Annotated in this window: 12 protein-coding genes; all 12 read left to right on the top strand. The window is 73.3% G+C overall.

Annotated features, from left to right (window positions below; genetic code table 11):
• The first annotated feature begins 288 nt into the window (after positions 1–288).
• The 12 genes from lanL (at position 289) to DMB42_RS00005 (ending at position 19,735) form a co-directional block, all read left to right on the top strand.
• The gene (lanL, locus tag DMB42_RS00055; protein ID WP_185844383.1) at positions 289–3,066 is read left to right on the top strand and encodes a class IV lanthionine synthetase LanL; all 2,778 of its coding nucleotides are present in this window, start codon (positions 289–291) and stop codon (positions 3,064–3,066) included.
• Entirely contained in the window at positions 3,063–4,823 is a 1,761-nt protein-coding gene (locus DMB42_RS00050; protein WP_125629363.1) for a S9 family peptidase, read from the top strand. The genes lanL and DMB42_RS00050 overlap by 4 nt, the downstream gene beginning before the upstream one ends.
• Before the next feature lie 107 nt (positions 4,824–4,930).
• Entirely contained in the window at positions 4,931–5,083 is a 153-nt protein-coding gene (locus tag DMB42_RS52880) for an ALQxL family class IV lanthipeptide (protein WP_185844382.1), read from the top strand.
• Between the two features lie 156 nt (positions 5,084–5,239).
• Entirely contained in the window at positions 5,240–7,117 is a 1,878-nt protein-coding gene (locus DMB42_RS00045; RefSeq protein WP_125629361.1) for an ABC transporter ATP-binding protein, read from the top strand.
• Entirely contained in the window at positions 7,114–8,979 is a 1,866-nt protein-coding gene (locus DMB42_RS00040) for an ABC transporter ATP-binding protein (protein ID WP_125629359.1), read from the top strand. The genes DMB42_RS00045 and DMB42_RS00040 overlap by 4 nt, the downstream gene beginning before the upstream one ends.
• 203 nt (positions 8,980–9,182) lie before the next feature.
• The gene (locus tag DMB42_RS00035; RefSeq protein WP_125629357.1) at positions 9,183–10,778 is read left to right on the top strand and encodes a hypothetical protein; all 1,596 of its coding nucleotides are present in this window, start codon (positions 9,183–9,185) and stop codon (positions 10,776–10,778) included.
• Between the two features lie 200 nt (positions 10,779–10,978).
• The gene (locus DMB42_RS00030) at positions 10,979–13,057 is read left to right on the top strand and encodes a hydantoinase/oxoprolinase family protein (RefSeq protein ID WP_125629355.1); all 2,079 of its coding nucleotides are present in this window, start codon (positions 10,979–10,981) and stop codon (positions 13,055–13,057) included.
• Complete coding sequence (locus tag DMB42_RS00025) at positions 13,054–14,769, top strand: hydantoinase B/oxoprolinase family protein (RefSeq protein WP_125629354.1); 1,716 nt, start codon at positions 13,054–13,056, stop codon at positions 14,767–14,769. Before DMB42_RS00030 ends, DMB42_RS00025 begins: the two co-directional genes overlap by 4 nt.
• 86 nt (positions 14,770–14,855) lie before the next feature.
• The gene (locus DMB42_RS00020) at positions 14,856–16,211 is read left to right on the top strand and encodes an MFS transporter (RefSeq protein WP_125629351.1); all 1,356 of its coding nucleotides are present in this window, start codon (positions 14,856–14,858) and stop codon (positions 16,209–16,211) included.
• On the top strand, positions 16,208–17,392 hold the full coding sequence (locus tag DMB42_RS00015; protein ID WP_125629349.1) for a glycine C-acetyltransferase: 1,185 nt from the start codon (positions 16,208–16,210) through the stop codon (positions 17,390–17,392). Before DMB42_RS00020 ends, DMB42_RS00015 begins: the two co-directional genes overlap by 4 nt.
• Positions 17,389–18,168, top strand: coding sequence for an SDR family NAD(P)-dependent oxidoreductase (locus DMB42_RS00010; RefSeq protein ID WP_125629347.1), 780 nt, complete (start codon positions 17,389–17,391; stop codon positions 18,166–18,168). The genes DMB42_RS00015 and DMB42_RS00010 overlap by 4 nt, the downstream gene beginning before the upstream one ends.
• 52 nt (positions 18,169–18,220) lie before the next feature.
• Positions 18,221–19,735 (top strand): CoA-acylating methylmalonate-semialdehyde dehydrogenase, encoded by a 1,515-nt coding sequence (locus DMB42_RS00005; protein WP_125629345.1) that lies wholly within the window; start codon positions 18,221–18,223, stop codon positions 19,733–19,735.
• Positions 19,736–19,917: the final 182 nt, after the last annotated feature.

Here is a 19,917-nt window from a genome sequence, read left to right as displayed (position 1 = left end):
GGCCCGCGTGTCCGCCCCCGGCGCGCGGGCTTGACTCGTTCGAGGCGTCATACGGCGCCGGACGAGCCGGGCGAGCGCGTCGCCGTTCGGAGGTGGCGTGCGGAACCTTGCGGCCGAATTGCGGCACCGATCACCCGGCGCACCCCCCGACTTCAAGCGGCGGAGTTCGGCCACATGTCGGCCACAAGTCGCCGCCGTACCGTCGTCGCAGGCCGAGTGCCCGGACGTCGCAGGCGACGCCGGGACCGGTCATCTTTCGGGCACGGATGTGAGGACGGAAGTGAGTCCATGGACAACGGTGAGCGCCGCGAGGGGGATCGTCCCCTGCTCCAGGACGTCGCCAGGGCGGCGCTGGCGCGGGCGACCGGACAGCGGGTGACCGGACAACCGGCGACCGGGCAGCCGGCGACGGTCGCCGGCTGGGAGATCCGCACCGGCACCCCGTGGACGTACGTGACGCCGGTGGACTCCGCCGGGCGGCCGCAGGGCTGGAAGCTGCACGTCTCGGCCACGCCGCTGTCGGCACCCTTGGTGCTGGCCCGGGTCGTCGACGTGCTGGGCCGCCACAGGTGCGCGTTCAAGTTCGCCTCCGACCTCCAGGAGGTGGCCAGGCTCCTGTCCCGGGAGACGCCGCGCGGCTCGGTCGGCAAGTTCGTCACCGTGTACCCGCCGGACGACCGGGCCGCCGTGGCGATCGCCGCGGAGCTGGACGCGGCCACGTACGCGCTGAGCGGGCCGCCGATCCTGTCCGATCGCGCGTACCGGGCGGGAAGTCTCGTGCACTACCGGTACGGGGTGTTCTCCGCCCCGAGCGAACTCGGCCACGACGGCACCTACGAGTCCCGGCTGACCGCGCCCGACGGCACGAAGGAGATCGACCGGCGCGACCCGTGGTACTCGCCGCCGGCGTGGGCGGTGTGCCCGTTCGAGCCGGAGCCGCCGAAGGCGGGCCGCCCGGAGCAGGTGCTGCTGGCCGGCCGGTTCGTGGTGCGCAAGGCGATCCGGCACAGCGCGAAGGGCGGGGTGTTCCTGGCCGAGGACCGGCGCGAGGGGGGAGAGGTGGTCGTCAAGCAGGCCCGCCCCCACCTCGGCGCCTCGATCGACGGGCGCGACATGCGTGACCTGCTGCGCCATGAGGCCCACATGCTCGACCTGTTCGCCCCGCTGGGCGTCACGGCGCGCAAGGTGGCCCTCTTCGAGCAGGACGACAACCTGTTCCTGGCCCAGGAACTGCTGCCCGGGACCGCGCTGAGCACCTGGGCCGGCGAGCACCGCCGCGCCGGTCGCGGCGCGGCGTGGCCGGAGACCGTCCTGCGCCTGTTCAGAAGCCTGCTGGCCCTGGTCTCCACCGTGCACGGGCAGGGGTACGTGCTGCGCGACCTGACGCCGAACAACGTCATGATCACTCCCGGGCTCGACCTCCGGCTGATCGACCTGGAGCTGGCCGCCGTACCCGGTGAACCCGTACAGCGGAGCTTCACCCCGGGGTACGCGGCCCCTGAGCAGCGTGCCGCGGCCGGGCACGCGCCCGCGCCCGGCCACGCCGCCGACCTGTACGCGCTGGGCGCGACGCTGTACCACCTGGCCACCGCCTCCACGCCGATGTTGCTGGACGACGAGCCCCCCGGCGGGCGGTCACGCGACGCGCGGCTGTCCACGCTGGCCGGCGTCGCCGCCGCCGGTGATCCGACGACGACCGCGATGACCCCCCTGCTGCTGGGCCTGATGGCCGAGGACCCCGGGGAACGCTGGGACCTGCGCCGGGCGGCGAACTTCCTGGACGAGCTGTCCACCCGAGGTGTGCCGTCCGTGGCCCCCGGCGCGAGCCGGCTGAGCACGGCCGAACAGGACCGCCTCCTCCAGGACGGCCTCGCCTACCTCCGGCACGCCATGTCGCCGGATGCGCTCGCCGCCGCCGACCCCACGGGCGCCCTGTGGCCCGCCCCCGGATTCGGCGCGACGGCCGATCCGTGCGCCGTCCAGTACGGCTCGGCGGGGGTGCTCCACCTGCTCGCGTCGATGTCGCGGACGGACCCCGGCCACGCGCTCACCCCGGAGGCGCGGGCCGACGCCGTCACGGTCCTGCGAGAGGCCACGGCCTGGACGATCCGTCGCCTGAAGGGTGAGCACCGGCCCTCCCCGGGCCTGTACTTCGGCCGGGCCGGGATCGCCTGGGGCCTGTTCGAGGCGGGACGCCTGCTCGGCGACGAGCCGGTACGGGCCGCCGGCGTCGAGATGGCGCTCACCCTGCCGGTCACCTGGCCCAACCCGGACGTGTGCCACGGCCTCGCCGGAACCGGGTCGGCGCTGCTGCACTTCTGGCGGGAGACGGGCGACGCCCGGTTCGGCGACCGCGCGGGCGAGTGCGCCGACGCCCTGCTCAAGGCGGCCCGGCACACCGACGGCGAGGTGTTGTGGCCCGTTCCCGCCGACTTCGACTCCACGCTGGCCGGCGTCGTGCACTACGGCTTCGCCCACGGGGTCGCGGGGATCGCGTCGTTCCTGCTGGCCGCCGGTGCCGCGCTGGATCGTACGGACTGTCTGGAGACCGCCGTGGCGGCGGGGGAGACGCTGCTGGCCGCGGCCGAACACCACGACGGGACGGCCTGGTGGCCGGAGTCACCCGGCGGCGGCGGCAGGCTCCCGCACTGGTGCAGCGGGTCGTCGGGGATCGGGACGTTCCTCGTCCGGCTGCACGCGGCCACCGGCGACCCGCGTTTCCGGCAGGCCGCCGAGGGCGCCGCCGCCGCCGTGTACGAACGCCGCCTGGTCTCGGGCACCTCAGCCTGCCACGGTCTGGCCGGTGACGGTCATTACCTTCTCGACCTGGCCGATCTCCTGGACGAACCCGGCTACCGGGCGCAGGCGGAGGAGCTGGCCGCGGTCCTGTGGAGCCGTGCCGTCGTCCGCGCCGGGTCGCTGGTGACGCCGGACGAAGGCGGGACCGCGATCGGCGTCGGCTGGAACACCGGGCTGGCGGGCGTCCTGAGCTTCCTGCACCGCCTCCGTCACGGCGGCCCGCGCCCCTGGACGGCGGACGGCACTTCCGGGCGGTACGCCCGATGAGCCCGAGCATCACCACCACGACGGACCGCCTGCCGGACGTCACCCGTATCAACTTCCGCTTCTCCGGGCACGGCCGGTATGCCGCCTGCCTGGCCCGGCGCGGACGCGGCCACCTCGTACCGGAGACGTGGGACCTCGCCGGCGCCCGGCCGCGGGTCCTGCGCACCCGCGCCGGCGAGACCCTGACGAGCGTGCCGACGCCCACGGACGGCGGCGACGTGCTGCTGTGCCGCTTCGGGGCCGGCGCGCACCGCCTGACCCTGGTCACCGCGCCGCCACACGAGGACGAGCACGCCGAGGAGCACGAGCTGGCCGTCTTCCACGGCGGCGTGGTCAGGGTCGTGGCGGGCGCGGCCCCGGGGATCGCCGCCCTGGCGCTGGCCACCGGCCCCGAGGGGCGTACGGCGGTGTGGCGGTTGTCCGGCGGGCCGGAGCGGCCCGAGCGGATCGCCACGCTGCCCGGCCCGGTCAGGGGCGGGACCTGGCTCGACGAGACCGGCCGCCGGCTCGCCCTGACCAGGGCCGGGACGGGACCGGCCACCGTGGTCCTGGACACGTCGGACGGCTCCCTCACCCCGCTGGCCGGCCCGGCGGACGACGAGTACGTGTTGCTGGCGGCGCCCCGCGCGGGCGTGCTGCTGACGGCCGTGCTCCGCGAGGGCGCGTACCGGCTGGGCGTACGCGACCGCGACGACGACGGCCCCACCCGCCATCCCGAGCGGCTGAACGCCTTCGAAGGCGAGGTGACCCCGCTGGCGCTGAACCCCTCGGGACGGCGGCTGGCCCTCGCGGTGAACCGCCGTACCCGCTCCCACCTCGTCCTGCACGACCTGGCGGAGGACGCCGGCGCCGAGGTCGGCCTGCCCGCCGGGGCGATCTTCCCGGTCGCCCGCTGGGGCACCGGCGGCCTGCACCTCGTCCACAGCACGCCCGACCGCCCGCCCGGCCTGGTCGACATCGCCGGTTGCTCCGTGTCCCGCCCCACGGCCGGAGACGGTGCTCCGGCCCGCGTACTGACCTATCCGGGCGCGGCGGGACCGATCGAGGCGATCGTGTACGGCGACCCCGCGACCAGCTGTCAGGTGGCGGTCGCGCTGCACGGCGGCCCCGAGTCCGCCTGGCGGTTCGCCCACGATCCGTTCTTCCAGCGCCTCTCCAGGGCGGGCGTCGCCGTCGTCGCGCCCAACCAGCGCGGCAGCACCGGCTACGGGGACGCCCACCGCGACGCCATCCGCGACGCCTGGGGCGGCCCCGACCTCGCCGACCTCCTCGCCCTGGGCCGCGCCCTGACCGCCACCCGCAGGCCCGGCGCACCGCGGCCGATGTTGTACGGCGCCAGCTACGGCGCGTACCTCGCCCTGCTGGCCTGCGCCGCGCGGGCGGACCTGTGGTCCCGCGCCGCGGTCGTCGCGCCCTTCCTGTCCGGGCGGGCGCTGTACCGCGACGGCCCGCCCCCGGTACGCGCCCTGCTGGACCGGCCCGGCGGGCACACCGACATAGACGACGACCTCGGCCCGCGCGACCTGCTGCGACTGGCCGGACGCCTGCGATCGCCGCTGCTCATCGTGCACGGCGACGACGACCCGATCATCCCCGTCGCGCACTCCCGACGGCTGTACGCGCGACTGCGCCTGGCCCGAGGGCCGATGGACGCCGAACTGACCTACATGGAGGTCCCCGGCGGCGGCCACGACCTCCAGCACGGCGTCCGCGACGCCGCCGTCCTGGACCGCGTCGTCGCCTTCCTCCGCGCCTGACCGGGCGCGGAGCTCACCAGCTCGGCCGGTACGGGCATCCGGCACCGGCCGTGAAAGGGGCGCCGCGAAAGGCGGTCGCCCGCTCAACCCCCAGAGGAAGGAATGCCATGGAGCTGAACGTCTCCGCCCTGGACATGCTGCCGACCACCGAGGAGGCCGGGCTCATGTACTGCGACATGACCTGCTTCGACGTGAGCGTCAACTGCGGTGGTTCCACCATGAACACCCAGACCATCACCACGACCGGTGGCTGGTACTGAGCCGTCCGGACGCCTCCGCGTTCCCGGTGAGAACCGGATGACACCTTGAGCGAGGCCCGGGGCGCCCGCCCCGGGCCTCACCGCACATCGGCGCGCTCACGGCCTGTGGGTGAGCCGGCCCCCCGATCACGAAGCGAGATGTCCGGAAGGGAGACGATGTCGGAGCAGGTAGCGGGCGCGCCGCGGGATCAGGCGACGTACCGGCACGCCGACGGCATTCTGCGGTCCGCCGACGGCATTCTTTGGTCCGCAGACGGGGTTCTGTGGTTAGCCGCGCGGGGAGCGTGGGGGCCGTTGGGGGTGACGGCGCTGTCCGCCGTCGTGTGCTCGGCCGCCGCGCTGGCCTCGCCCGCCGTGCTCGCCGCGGCCGTGGACGGCGTACTCGCCGGTGAGGGCGGGCGGGCCGCCTGGCTCCTGGCGTCCCTCCTGGCGGTCACGGTGTGCGCGGACCTCGTGCTGGCCCTGGCCGGTGCGGCCACCGCCGCGTCCGCCACGTCGGCCCTGCGCCTGCGGTACGTCACGCACGTCCTCACGCTCGGAGCCTCCGGCGCCCGGGCCCATCCCGTCGGCGAACTGACGAACCGCCTGGTGAACAACACCGCCACCGTCGCCTCCGTCCCGCTGACGCTGCTGTCCCTGGCGACGGGTCTCCTCACCTCGGCGGGCGGGATCGTCGCGCTGCTGGTGACCGACTGGTGGACGGGCGTCGCGTTCCTGGCCGCCGTGCCCGTCGCGGCGATCATCACGCGGGTGTTCGTGACCCGCCTGTCCGGGCTGTACGGCCGCTACCAGGAGGCCCAGGGCCGGCTCGCCGCACGGCTCACCGAGGCTCTGGCGGGCATCCGTACGATCCGGGCGTCGGGGACCGCCGAGCGTGAGATCACCCGGGTCCTCGCGCCGCTGGCCGACCTGTCCGGCGCCGGGCACGGGCTGTGGCGGGCCCAGGCGCGCGGCGTGTGGCAGCTCGCCCTGCTGCTGCCGCTGGTGGAGGTGCTGGTCCTCGCCGTGGCGGGGCTCGGCCTCCTGGACGGCCGGCTGGAGCCGGGACAACTGCTGTCCGTGGCCGGTTACACCGCCCTCGGCCTGGGGCTCCTCGGCCAGATCGACGGGCTGACGGGCCTGGCCAACGCCCGTTCGGCGGCACGGCGGGTGGCGGAGGTGCTGGCGCTGCCGTCCCCGGCGCCCGGGACCCGCCTGTTGCCGGCCGGTCCCGGGGCGCTGTCGTTCCGCGGCGTCACCGTCACCCGTGCGGACGCCGTCCTGCTGGACGGCATCGACCTCGAGATCCCCGCCGGGGCGCTGACCGCCGTCGTCGGCCGGTCCGGGGCGGGCAAGACCACGCTGGCCCTGCTGGCCGGACGGCTGACGGACCCCGACCGGGGAACGGTGCTGCTCGACGGGCACGACCTGGCCGACGTACACCCGGACGCGCTGCGGGACGCGGTCGCCTACGCCTTCGAACGGCCCGTCCTCCTCGGCGGCGACCTCGCCTCGGCCATCGGCTACGGCGACCCGGGGCTCGACCGCGAGGCCGTCCGGCGGGCCGCCCGTGCCGCGTACGTCGATGAGGTCGTCCTCCGCCTCCCGCACGGCTACGAGACCCCCGCCGACGCCGCGCCGCTGTCCGGAGGCGAGCTCCAACGCCTGGGCCTGGCCCGCGCGCTGGTACGGCGCCCCCGCCTGACCGTCCTGGACGACGCCACCTCCAGCCTCGACACCGTGACCGAGGCGCAGGTGACCCGCACGCTGGTGGCGGGCATGCGCGGCTCCACCCGGCTCGTCGTCGCCCACCGCGCCACCACCGCCGCCCGCGCCGACCTGGTCGTCTGGCTCGACAGCGGCCGGATCCGCGCCCAGGGCACCCACCAGGAACTCTGGCATCACCCCGACTACCGCACCCTCTTCACCCCCACCCCCGAACCAGCAGCCCCCGAACCCCCCGCCCCTGAACGACCCGCCGCCGAACCCCCCGCCCCCGAAGCATCCGACCCCGAGGCGATCAGCGGTGGTGCGGCGGGGATGGAGGACCCATGACCGGCCCGTCCCTGACCCGCCACCGGCGTGCGGCCCGCGGCCGTCCCGCGCCGGACGGGTCCACCCCGTGCACCCAGGCCACCGCGAGCGGACGCGGGCTTCTGCTCACCCTGCTGCGCCGCCGCAGGCGTCCGCTCGTCATGGCGACGGCCTGGTCCCTGGTCGAAGCCGGTCCGGCATGGTTGTCCGGGCTGCTCATCGCCCAGGCCATCGACCAGGGCTTCCTGACCGGGAGCGCGGGCACGGGGCTGGCCTGGCTCGCCCTCCTCGGGCTCGCGATGCTGGGCAAGGCCGTGGCCACCCGGCTGATGTTCCCGCATCTGGCCGCCGTCGTGGAGCCGCTGCGCGACGACCTCGTACGCGCCGTGGTCACCGCCGCCGTCACCCGCGCCGCCCGTACGGCCGAACCTCCCGACGCGGCCGCCGCCACCCGGCTCACCGAGCAGGTGGACACGCTGCGCAACCTCGTGTCCGCGCTGCTGCGCAGCAGCCGCGCGCTGGGCATCGCCCTGATCGCCGCGCTCGGCGGACTGCTGGCGCTCTCGCCGCTGGTCGCGGCCATGACCGCCGGGCCCGTGCTGGTGGCGCTGGCCGTGTTCGCCAGGCTGCTCCCGGTGCTCATGGCCCGGCAGCGCGAGCTGATCCTCGCCGACGAGGCGCTCACCGCCCGGGCCACCCCGATCCTCACCGGGCTGCGCGACATCGCCGCCTGCGGGGCGGGAAGCCAGGCGTACGCGGACGTGGAGCCGACGGTCACCGCCCAGGCGGTGGCTGCCAGGGCGCTCGCGCGGGCGGCGCTCGGCCGGCGTCTGGTCGTCGCCCTCGGCGCGCACGTTCCGCTGCTCGGCCTGCTGATCGTCGCCCGGCCGCTGATCCAGGACGGCCGGCTCAGCGCCGGGGAGGTCGTCGGAGCCGTCACCTATCTGGCCACCGGGCTGGATCCCGCCATGCGGGCGCTGGTCGGCACGGTGGGCGGCTGGGGGGTGGCGCTCGCCGTCACCGCGCGCCGGATCGCCGAGACCGTCACCGTCCCTGACGTCCCGGTCCCGCCCGGCGGGCATCTCTTCCCGAACGGCCACGAACTACGGGCCGAACGGCTGAGCTTCGCCTACGCGCCGCAGGCGACACCCGTCGTACGCGACCTCGACCTGACGATCCGGGAAGGCGAGCACCTGACCCTGGTGGGCCCCAGCGGCATCGGCAAGTCCACGTTGTCCATGCTGCTCACCGGGCTCCGGCGGCCCACCGGCGGCGAGATCCGGCTCGGCGGCGTCCCGCTGGCCTCGATCGCCGAACACGAAGCGCGGACCATGATGGCGCTCGTCCCCCAGGAGGCGTACGTGTTCAGCGGGACGGTCCGCGAGAACCTCGCCTACCTCGTCCCGGACGACACCGAGAACGACACCGAGAACGACGCCGAGAACGACGCCGAGGACGACGCCTCTGACGACGCCCGGGACGAGCGGTTGCGGGAGGCGGCGGAACGGGTCGGGGCCGGGCCGCTGCTCGAACGGCTCGGCGGCCTGGACGCCGTGATCGCCGAACCGTCCGCGCTGTCGGCCGGCGAGAAGCAGCTCGTCGCCCTGGCCAGGACGTACGCCTCCCCGGCCCGGCTGGTCGTCCTCGACGAGGCGACCTGCAACCTGGACCCGGTCGCCGAGGCGCGGGCCGAGCTGGCCTTCGCCGCCCGGCCCGGCACGCTCATCGTGATCGCGCACCGGATCAGCTCCGCGCGCAGGGCGCGGCGGATCGTGCTGATGGACGGCACCGCGGTGCTCACCGGCTCCCACGACGACCTGATGGTCAGCTCGCCCCTGTACGCCGACATGGTCGGCCGCTGGCAGCCCGAGGGCTCCACCTGAGGAAGGGCCACCACGGCCAGGGCCCGCGAGCCATGTGCCGTCGATCTGCCGGCTTCCTGAGGGTTCACTGACTGTGGGGGAGCGACCACTTTCGGACATGGCGCGGCCGCGAACACGCGATTACGCTCCTTCGGTGAGTGCCGTCGCGTCGACGGCGGCCTTGCCCAGCACATCCGGATTCCGGTGCGAGGAGCGGCGGCGCGATGAAGAACAGATCCAGAAGCGGCTCCCGCAAGTCCTCCAGGCGGGCCGGCCAATCCGAGTCCGACAGCATGGACGACGAGATCGCGAACCTGCTGAGCGGGCTGATCGAGATCGACCCGGACGCGCCGATCATCACCAAGACGAAGCAGCGGACCAGCATCACCCTCAGCGAGTTCTCCCCTTCACCGCCTGTCGAGATGGACAGCGAGAGCAGACCGCAGAGGGTCGCGCTGGCCGCCCGCCTCGTCGACGCGCTGGCGAAACGAGATCCCAAGCTCGACCTCAGTCTCATCGAGACGGATGATCGCACGTCGCGCACCGTCAAGGACGACCCCTTGAGCGCCTTCATGATCGACAACGAGTGGATCCGGCTGCAAAAGCCGCTGATCGAGGCCACGGAGCTGATGTACACACACCCGTTGCAGCGGCGTACCGTCCTCGACGGGCTGACCAGGTTCGTCACGATGGACACCGACCAGGACTACCCGGCGCTGCTGAAAGACCTCGCCGAACAGGGCGCGCTGAAGGGGAAGGAAGCCATCAGGCGCGTCCTCGACAGCAAGCCGGAAGAGCTGCGGGCGCTCTCCCTCGAAGCCAAGCGCGACCTGGTCCGCGACATCGTCGCCTCCGCGTCGACCGCCGACCACGACGACTACCGCGCGGCCCTCGCCGCCCTCTATCCGCACATCGAGCTCGATCCGGACTTCGCGCAGCGGGACGCCGCCATCCGGCGCAGGGTCGAGAACCGGATCCGTGACGCCCTGCGCGCGGACATCGGTCGCTGGATCAATCTGAAGCACGAGGAGCGGCAGGTCCTGCTCGAAAAAGCCCTGAAGATCCACGCCGAGGAATACGGCATGGGCGACCGGATACCGAAGATCACCCTCAGCAACCTGAACCAGCCGGGTGTGAAGTCGTGCGGCATGTTCGACCGCATAGAGAACGAGATAAAGATCAACCACGAGTACCAGAAGAAGTGGGACGACCTCGACGAGGCGCTCGACACGGTCATCCACGAGAACACGCACAACTACCAGAACCAGCTCGCCACGAAGCTGGCGGACGGGAGCATCGAGCCCGGTGACCCGGATTACCTTCAGGCGTCCCTGTTCGCCCTGAACGACGGCTACGGGTACGTCCAGAACGGGGTGCCCCACAAGACCTACAAGAGCCAGCCGATGGAACGTCACGCCTGGCTCGCCGGCGGCGACATACGGAACCTGTGGTTGGCGGACGCGCGGGCCGAGGCCCAGGCCGTACTGAAGGAGCTCGAGGAGGCGAAGCTCCAGGATCGGTATCCGCAGTTCGAGCGGCTGCTGAACGCCGCGACGGGCGAGAACACCACGTCGATCTTCACCCTGATCGAGGGCACCAGGGAGTACATCGTCGCCACGAAGAAGGAGGACGAGGAAGAGGCGGCGCGCGAGCGGTACATGCGACAGCTGCGGAACCTGCAGTCTCATGCCACTTCGGAGAGCGAGGCTGCCGCGATCAGCCTGCTGATCACGGAAATCCGGACACAGGACATGGCGATGACGACCATCCAGCAGAGGGTCGAGAAGTTCCAGCAGGATGCGGACCGCGCCCGGAAGTGACGGCGGCGGACCCCGGCCCGGCCTGGCCCGGCCGGCATAGGCGTGCGGCGCCGCGCTTTGGCGTGCCCGGGATGGATCCCGGCCTGCTCAACGAAGGGTAGTCACATCACCTGACTCGATAAAAATGACAGCGAGGCATTGCTGATATCTTAACTCGCTCGTACTGTGATCCCAGTCGCTCGTTGAACGAAGGAGATCCAGTGCCCCCCAGTCACGACCCTCGACCGGCCGGTTGGCGAGTCGGCGCCGACATCGGCGGCACGTTCACCGACGTCATCGCGCTGGGGCCGGGCGGGGAGGTCGTCCCGATGAAGGTCCTGTCCACCCCGCCCGACTACGGTGCCGGCGTGGTGGCGGCGACCACCGGCGTGCTCGCCCTGGCCGGTGCCCAGCCGGAGGCCGTGGTCGCGATGCTGCACGGCACGACCGTGGCCACCAACGCGATCCTGTCGATGAACGGCGTCCGCACAGCCGTGGTCACGACCCGCGGCTTCCGCGACGTGCTGGAGATCGGGCGCCTGCGCCGGCCGGTGCTGTACGACCTGTCCTGGTCCAAGCCCGAGCCCCTGGCCCGGCGGCGGCACCGGTACGAACTCGGCCAGCGGATCACGGCCGACGGACGCCTCGACCCGCCGGCCGGCGAGGAGGAGATCCGCACGCTGGCCGCGCGGCTGCGCGCGGACGGGATCGAAGCGGTGGCCGTCTGCCTGCTCAACTCCTACGTCCGCCCCGACGAGGAACGCCGGGTCGCCGAGCTGCTGCGCGCCGAACTGCCCGGCGTGTACGTCACGGCGTCGGTGGACGTCTCCCCGCAGCCGCACGAGTTCGAGCGCATGAGCACCGCGACGGTCAACGCCTACGTCGGCCCCACCGTGCACGGCTACCTCACCCGCCTGGAAGCGGGGCTGCGGGCCGAGAGGGTGAGCGCGCCCCTGCTGGTCATGCAGTCCAGCGGAGGGCTGCTCGACGCGGCCTCCGTCGGGCAGCGGCCGGTGCAGATCATCGAATCCGGTCCCGCGGCCGGCGTCACCGCCGTGCAGAAGCTCGCCCAGCTGATCGGCCTGTCCACGGTGGTCGCGTTCGACATGGGAGGGACGACGGCGAAGGCGTCCCTGATCGAGCACGGCGAACCGTTCGTCTCGGCCGACTACGAGGTCGGCGGCGGCATGAACGGCGCCCGCGGCCTCAGCTCCGGCGCCGGGTACCCGGTGCGGGCGCCGTCGATCGACATCGCCGAGGTCGGCTCGGGCGGCGGCAGCATCATCTCCGTCGACGCGGCGGGCGCGCTGCACGTGGGACCCGTCAGCGCGGGCTCGCGGCCCGGCCCGGCCTGCTACGGCCAGGGCGGCGAGCTGCCGACCCTGACCGACGCGAACGTGACGCTCGGCTACCTCAGCCGGGTCGCCCTGGCCGGCGGCCGCGTGGCGATCCACCCGCAGCTGGCCGTGAAGGCGTTGTCGCCGGTGGCCGAACGGCTCGGCGACGACGTGGCGGGCACCGCGCGCGGCGCGTACCAGGTGGCGGTGTCGAGCATGACGACCGCGGTCAAGGCGGTGACCAGCGAACGCGGCCGCGACCCGCGGGAGGCCACCATGGTCGCCTTCGGCGGCGCGGGCCCGCTCTACGCCGCCGCGCTGGCCCGCGAGCTGGGCATCTCCACCGTGATCGTGCCCGTGTACCCGGGCCTGTTCAGCAGCCTGGGCCTGCTCGTGGCCGACACCGAACGCCAGGAGCTCACCCCGTACCGGCCGGGCTTCGCCGACGTGGGCGCGCTGGCCGCCGAGTTCGCGCGGCTGTCCGACAAGGTACGCGACGACCTGGGCACGGACGCCGTCGTGGACCGGCTCCTGGACATGCGCTACCGCGGCCAGCGTTTCGAGCTGCGCATCCGGGTGCCCGACGGCGACCTCACCGAGGACCTGCTCGCCGAGACGCGGGCCCGCTTCCACGCCGAGCACCAGCGCACCTACGGCCGGGCCGGCATGGACGAACTGGTCGAACTGGTCAACCTCCGGGTACGCGGCCGGCTGCCCACCCCCGTGTCCATCGCGGACGTGCTGAGCCTCCCCCTCGCCGCCGGCGGCGAGCCCGCCACCCGCGAGTGCCGGTTCGCCGAGACCGTGCCCACGCCCGTCGTCGGACGGTCCGACCTCGGCCCCGAGCCCGTCGAGGGCCCGATGGTCATCGAGGACATGGACGCCACCACCCTCGTCCCGCCCGGCGCCCGGGTGCACCGCGACCGGCTCAACAACATCGTCATCACCTGGAGCGCCTCATGATCCGCGACGCCGTGACCTTCGAGGTCTTCCGCAACGCCGTCACCGGGATCGCCGACGAGATGGCGATCACGATCCTGCGTACGGCCCACTCGCAGCTCGTCGCGTCCAGCATGGACTTCTCCGCCGCCCTGTGCGACGCCCGGGGACGGGTGATCGCCCAGGCCAACACCCTGCCGGTGCACCTGGGGTCCATCCCGGACGCGATGGAGGCGATCCTCGACGAGTTCGGCGACCAGGTCCGGCCGGGAGACGTCTACCTGCTCAACGACCCGTCCCTGGGCGGCATGCACCTGCCCGACATCTTCGCCGTCGCCCCGGTGTTCGCCGGCGAGGATCTCCTGGGATTCGCGGTCACGGTCGTCAACCACACCGACGTCGGCGGCTGGGCGGCCGGTTCGATGGCCGTGCAGTCGACGAGCATCTTCGCCGAAGGGGTGCAGATCCCGCCGTCGCGCCTGGTCGAGGCCGGGACCCTGAACGAGACGTTCCTACGGCTGATCCTGCGCAACGTGCGCGAACCCGAGCTGCTGCGCGGCGACCTGGAATCCCAGCTCGCGGCCTGCCACACCGGGGCTGAGGGCCTGCGCGCCCTCGCGGCGCGGCACGGCGTCGAACGACTCGCCACCCTCATCGACGAGCTGCTCGACTACGCCGAGACCCTGCTGCGCGCCGCGCTCGCCGAGGCCGTCCCCGGCACCTACGAGTTCCTCGACCACATCGACGACGACGGCCTCGGGTCCGGGCCGATCCCGATCCGCGTCAAGGTCACGCTGTCCGGATCGGGGATCGAGCTCGACTTCACCGGCTCCTCGCCGCAGGTCGGCTCCGCGCTCAACGCGACGGCCTCCTTCACCCGCTCGGCCGCCTACGCCGCGCTGCAGGGTGTCCTCGCCTCCGACATCCCGGCCAACAGCGGCTTCTACCGGCCGTTCAGCTTCGTCATCCCGGAAGCCTCCATCCTCAGCGGGCGGCGCCCCGCCGCGCGCGGCGCCCGCGGGCTCGTCGGCTTCCGGATCATCGACGCGGTGCTCGGGGCGCTCGCCCCGGTGTTCCCGGCCCGGGTGCCGGCCGCCGGGGAGGGCGGACCCGACGGCATCGCGATCGGCCTCGTCGGGCCGGACGGCGAATCCATGGTGTTGTGGGACCCCCTGGCCGGAGCGTGGGGAGCCCGTCCCGACCGCGACGGCGTGGACGGGATCAGCTCCCTGGGCGCGAACCTGACCAACACGCCGGTCGAGGAGCTGGAACGCTCCGGCCACATCCGCATCGACGGCTACGGCTACCTGCCCGACAGCGGGGGAGCGGGCCGCTGGCGCGGCGGCCTGGCGACCTTCCGGGACATGACGCTCCTGGCGCCCGAGGCACAGGTGCAGATCAGGTCCGACCGGCGCACGTTCCTGCCGTACGGGCTGGACGGTGGCGCAGAGGGTACGCCCTCGCTCAACGTGCTCGACCCCGGCGGGCCCGGCGAGCGCGTGCTGGAGTCCAAACCGCACTTCGTGATGACCGCCGGAACCCGCCACCGGCACGTGACCGCCGGCGGCGGCGGGCACGGCGACCCCTTCGAACGCGCCCCTGAACGGGTGCTCGAAGACGTCCTCGACGGCAAGGTCACCCACGAGGGAGCCGAACGGGACTACGGCGTCGCGATCACCCCGGACGGCCTGATCGACACGGCCGCCACCGCCGGGCTAGGCGACCGGGCGCACTAGGCCGGACGAAGAACGCGCGCCCGGCACCTGGTCGAGCTCGGGCACCGCGCGACGATCCCACCCCCCTGACCGATTGGAACCCCCCCATGAGTTCGAACCTCGCCACCACCCACGACACCGTCACCCCACGCACCTGGCGCAAGGTCGGCATCCGGATCATGCCGCTGGTCGGCCTCGCCTACGTGGCGAGCTACATCGACCGCGCCAACGTCGGCTACATCGCCGCCCCCATGTCGCGTGACCTGCACCTCGGCAGCAGCCAGATCGGCCTGGCCGCCGGACTGTTCTTCATCGGCTACGTCCTGTTCGAAGTGCCGAGCAACATGATGCTGAGCCGGTTCGGCGCCCGGAAGTGGATCGCCCGGATCATGATCACGTGGGGGCTGGTCACGGCGGCGACCGCCGCCGTGAACTCTCCTGCCACCCTGTTCGCCGCCCGGCTCCTGCTCGGGTTCGCCGAAGCCGGTCTGGCCGCCGGGATCCTGCTCTACCTGACGTTCTGGTTCCCGCGCCGCCAGCGTTCCTGGGCGTTGTCGGCGTTCATCGTGATGATCCCGCTGTCCTCGATCATCGGTTCTCCGCTGGCCGCCGCGCTGCTGGGGTGGGGCCAGGACCTGTTCGGCATCGCGGGCTGGCGGGCGCTGTTCCTCGTCGAGGGCGTCCTTACGGTCGTCGTCAGCGTCCTGATCTTCGTCTTCCTGCCCAACCGCCCGGCCGACGCGCGCTGGCTCGACGACCAGGAGAAGGCCGCCATCGAGAACATCCTCGCCGCCGAGGCCGCCGAACAGCGTGCCCACGGGGCCCTGACCGGGCTGCGCCAGGCGCTGACCAGCGGCCGGGTGTGGGCGATGGCCGTGACGTGGTTCGCGATCGCGTTCGGGCTCTACCCGCTGCAGTTCTTCCTGCCCACGATGATCAGGTCCATCACGAACAGCGTCGGTGACGCCGCCGACGTCAGCAGCGTGCTGCTGTCCGCGATCCCGTACGTGGTGGCCGCGGTCGCGCTGCTCGGCTGGGCCCGCTTCGCCGCCCGCCGGACGGCGGTCACGGCCACGGCCGTGCCGATGGCCCTCGGGGCGGCCGGTCTGCTCCTGGCGACCGTCACCAGCAGCGGCACGCTGTTCGTGCTCGCGGTCTGCCTGAGCGTCGCCGGGATCATCACCGCGATGCCGCAGTTCTGGCGCATCCCGGCGATCGGCCTGACCGAGGCGGCCGCCGCCTCCGGCATCGCCCTGATCAACTCCGTCAGCAACGTCAGCGGGTTCATCGGTCCGTACTTCACCGGGAGCATCGCCGCCGCGACCGGCAGCTTCACCTACGCGCTGCTGGCCATCGCGATCATCATGGCCGCCGGACTGGTCGTCCTGCTCACCGCGGGACGCCGGATGGAAGGGCTGGACGGAAGCCTGCCCACCGCCGACCGGCACGGAGGAACAGCGTGAACGCCGCCCTGCTGGACCGGCTCCGGACGGAACTCGACGAACGCCGGACGACCACCGGGCCGCGCGGCGACCTCGTGGTATCGGGCGCCCAGGGGCCGACGCTCGATGTGGGCGGCCGGACCCTGGTGAACCTCGCCTCCAACGACTACCTCGGCCTCGCCGGCGACCCGGAGGTCCTCGACGCGGCGCGGCGGGCGCTGCGCGACCTGGGCCTCGGGGTGGCCGCCGGTCGGGTGCTCTGCGGCACGCGGGCGGTCCACGGCGAGCTGGAGGCGCGCATCGCCGAGCTGGTCGGCGCCGAGGACGCCGTCCTGCACACCTCGTGCTTCGACGCGAACCTCGGCGTCTTCGACGCCCTGCTCGGCCCGGAGGACGTCGTACTCAGCGACGCGCTCAACCACGCCAGCCTGATCGACGGCATCCGCCTGACGCGGGCCCGGCGGCGCGTCTTCGCCCACGCCGACCTCGACGAGCTCGAACGCCACCTCGCCGAGAACGCGCACGCCCGCCACCGGCTCATCGTCACCGACGGCGTCTTCAGCATGGACGGCGACGTCGCCGCGCTGCCCCGGCTCTGCGAGCTGGCCGAGCGCCACGACGCGGTGCTCATGGTCGACGACTCCCACGCCACCGGCGTCCTGGGCGCGACCGGCGCGGGCACCGCCGAGCACTTCGGCCTGGAAGGCCGCGTCGACGTGCTGACGGGGACGCTCGGCAAGGCGCTGGGCGGCGGGGGAGGGGGCTTCGTCGCCGGCCCCCGCGCGGTCGTGGACACGCTGCGCCAGGTCTCGCGGCCCTACATCTTCACCAACGCCATGGCGCCCGCGCTGGCCGTCGCCGCGCTGACGGCGATCCGCATCGCACGGGAACGTCCCGAGCTGCGGGAACGCCTGGCCGCCAACACCGCCTGGCTCCGCGGTACGCTGCGCGACCTCGGCTACGAGGTGCCGCCCGGAGAGCATCCGATCATCCCCGTGATGTTGCGCGGCGGCACGCTGGCCGCCGACGTCGCGGCGGCGCTCCGCCGCGAGGGCGTGCTGGTCTTCGCGCTCTCCCATCCGGTCGTCCCGGCCGGCGAGGAGCGCATCCGGGTGCAGGTCTCCGCCGCGCACACGGCCGGCCAGCTCGAACGCACGGCGGCCGCCTTCGGCCGGGCGCGTGCCGTCCTGGCGGGCTCATGAACGCCGCCGAGGGGCTGCGGGCGCCCACCAGCGCCGACGCCCACGAGCTGGAGGGCCGGGTCGCGGTCGTCACCGGCGGGGCCCGCGGCATGGGCCTGGCGACGGCCCACGCGCTGGCCCGCCGCGGCGCGACCGTCGTGGTGTTCGACCCGGCCGCCCCCGGTCCCGGCCTGCCGGAGGCGGAGGGCCGCGTCCGGGCGGTCGCGGTGGACGTCGCGGACGGCGACCAGGTCGAACGGGCGTTCGCGGCGCTGCTGGCGGCCCACTCGCGGCTCGACATCCTGGTCAACGCCGCGGGCATCGCGCCGCCGACCGCGTTCGAGTCCATCACCCAGGCCGAGTGGGACCGCGTGCTCGCGGTCAACCTGCTCGGCACGTTCCTCTGCTGCCAGCAGGCGCTTCCCGCGATGCGCGGCGGCGGCTGGGGCCGCATCGTGAACTTCTCCTCCACCGCCGGCAAGACCGTCAGCACCGCCGGCGGCGCCCACTACACGACGGCGAAGCACGGCGTCCTCGGGCTCACCCGCCACCTGGCGAAGGACTGCGGAGCCGACGGGATCACGGTGAACGCCGTCTGCCCGGGGCTCATCGACACGCCCATGGCCCGCGCCCTGCTGCCCGGCGAGGCGCTCGAACGCGCCACCCGGTCCTTCCCGGTGCCCCGCGTCGGGCAGCCGTGGGAGGTCGCCGAGCTCGTCGCGTTCCTCGCCTCGGACCGCGCGGCGTACATCACCGGCGCGGCCATCGACATCAACGGCGGCGACCTGATCGTCTGACGCGGCGCCGCCGGACACACAACCAGTAACCCCACGAAAAGGTGAACCTTCTGTGAGCACAGGGACAGTCAGGACGATCCGGCACCGGATCGACGGCCGCGACACCGCCGGAGCGTCGACCCGTACCGCCCCGGTGTGGAACCCGGCGACCGGCCAGCACCAGGCCGACGTGCTGCTGGCCGAGCCCGCCGACGTCGACGCCGCGGTACGGGCGGCGCGGGCCGCCCTGCCGGGCTGGGCCGACACCTCCGTCATACGGCGGTCGCGGTTGATGTTCGCCTTCCGCAACCTGGTCGAGAAACACCTGGACGACCTCGCCCGGCTGGTCTCCGCCGAGCACGGCAAGGTCCTGGACGACGCCAGGGGCGAGCTCGTCCGCGGTCTCGAGGTGATCGACTTCGCCTGCGGGATCCCGCACCTGCTCAAGGGCGAGTACTCCGACCAGGTCTCGACCGACGTCGACCTCTTCACGTTCCGGCAGCCGCTCGGCGTGTGCGCCGGGATCACGCCGTTCAACTTCCCGGCGATGGTCCCGATGTGGATGCACCCGATCGCGATCGCGACCGGCAACACGTTCGTGCTCAAGCCCTCCGAACGCGACCCGTCGGCGTCCAACCTCGTCGCCGAGCTCTACGCCGAGGCCGGGCTGCCGGACGGCGTCTTCAACGTCGTCCACGGCGACAAGGTCGCGGTGGACGCGATCCTCGACCACCCGGACATCGCCGCGGTGTCGTTCGTCGGCTCGACGCCGATCGCGCGGTACGTCCACGAGCGCGCGAGCGCCGCCGGCAAACGCGTGCAGGCGCTCGGCGGCGCCAAGAACCACGCCGTCGTGCTGCCCGACGCCGACCTCGACCACGCCGCCGACCACCTGATCGCGGCCGGGTACGGCTCGTCGGGCCAGCGCTGCATGGCGATCTCGGTCGCCGTCGCGGTCGGCGACGTGGCCGGGCCGCTGGTCGAGCTCATGCGCGAGAAGGCGCAGGCGATCAAGGTCGGGCCGGGTCTGGACGCCGGGTCCGAGATGGGCCCGGTCGTCTCGCCCGAGGCGCTCGACCGGATCAGGGGCTACATCGCCTCCGGCGTCGCGGCGGGCGCGGCCCTCGTGGTCGACGGGCGCGAGCTCGACATCGAGGGCGACGGCTTCTTCGTCGGCCCGACGCTGCTCGACCACGTCACACCCGAGATGGACGTCTACCGCGACGAGATCTTCGGCCCCGTGCTCGTCGTCGTGCGCGTCGGCTCGCTCGCGGAGGCGATCGACCTCATCAACGGCAACAACCTGGCCAACGGTACGGCGATCTTCACCTCCGGCGGCCACGCGGCCCGCCTGTTCCAGCGTTCCGTGCAGGTCGGGATGATCGGTGTGAACGTGCCGGTCCCGGTGCCCATGGCGTTCCACTCGTTCGGGGGCTGGAAGGAGTCGTTGTTCGGCGCCCACCACATGCACGGTCCCGAGGGCGTCGCGTTCTACACGCGCGCGAAGGCCGTCACCACGCGGTGGCCGGAGGAGACGGAGGACGGCCCGCGCGACCGCGGCGACCTCTCCTTCCCGACGGCGGTCTGACCGGCCGGGCCCCCGGACGGTCTCGCGCCGGGGGCCGCTCAGCCGTCGCCGCCTAGATCGCTGATGTGAATATGGGTCAGTGGTCGTAGGCAGCCAGGGACCGTTTCACGGGTGCGCCGGTGTTCCAGTTGTGCCAGATCGCGGCGTTGAGCGCGAGGATGCGTTGGCTGATGCGTGCCCAG

The sequence above is a fragment of the Nonomuraea sp. WAC 01424 genome (assembly GCF_003947315.1).
In the GTDB taxonomy this organism is placed as follows: Bacteria; Actinomycetota; Actinomycetes; order Streptosporangiales; family Streptosporangiaceae; genus Nonomuraea; species Nonomuraea spiralis.
This window is presented reverse-complemented; position numbering and strand designations above follow the sequence as displayed.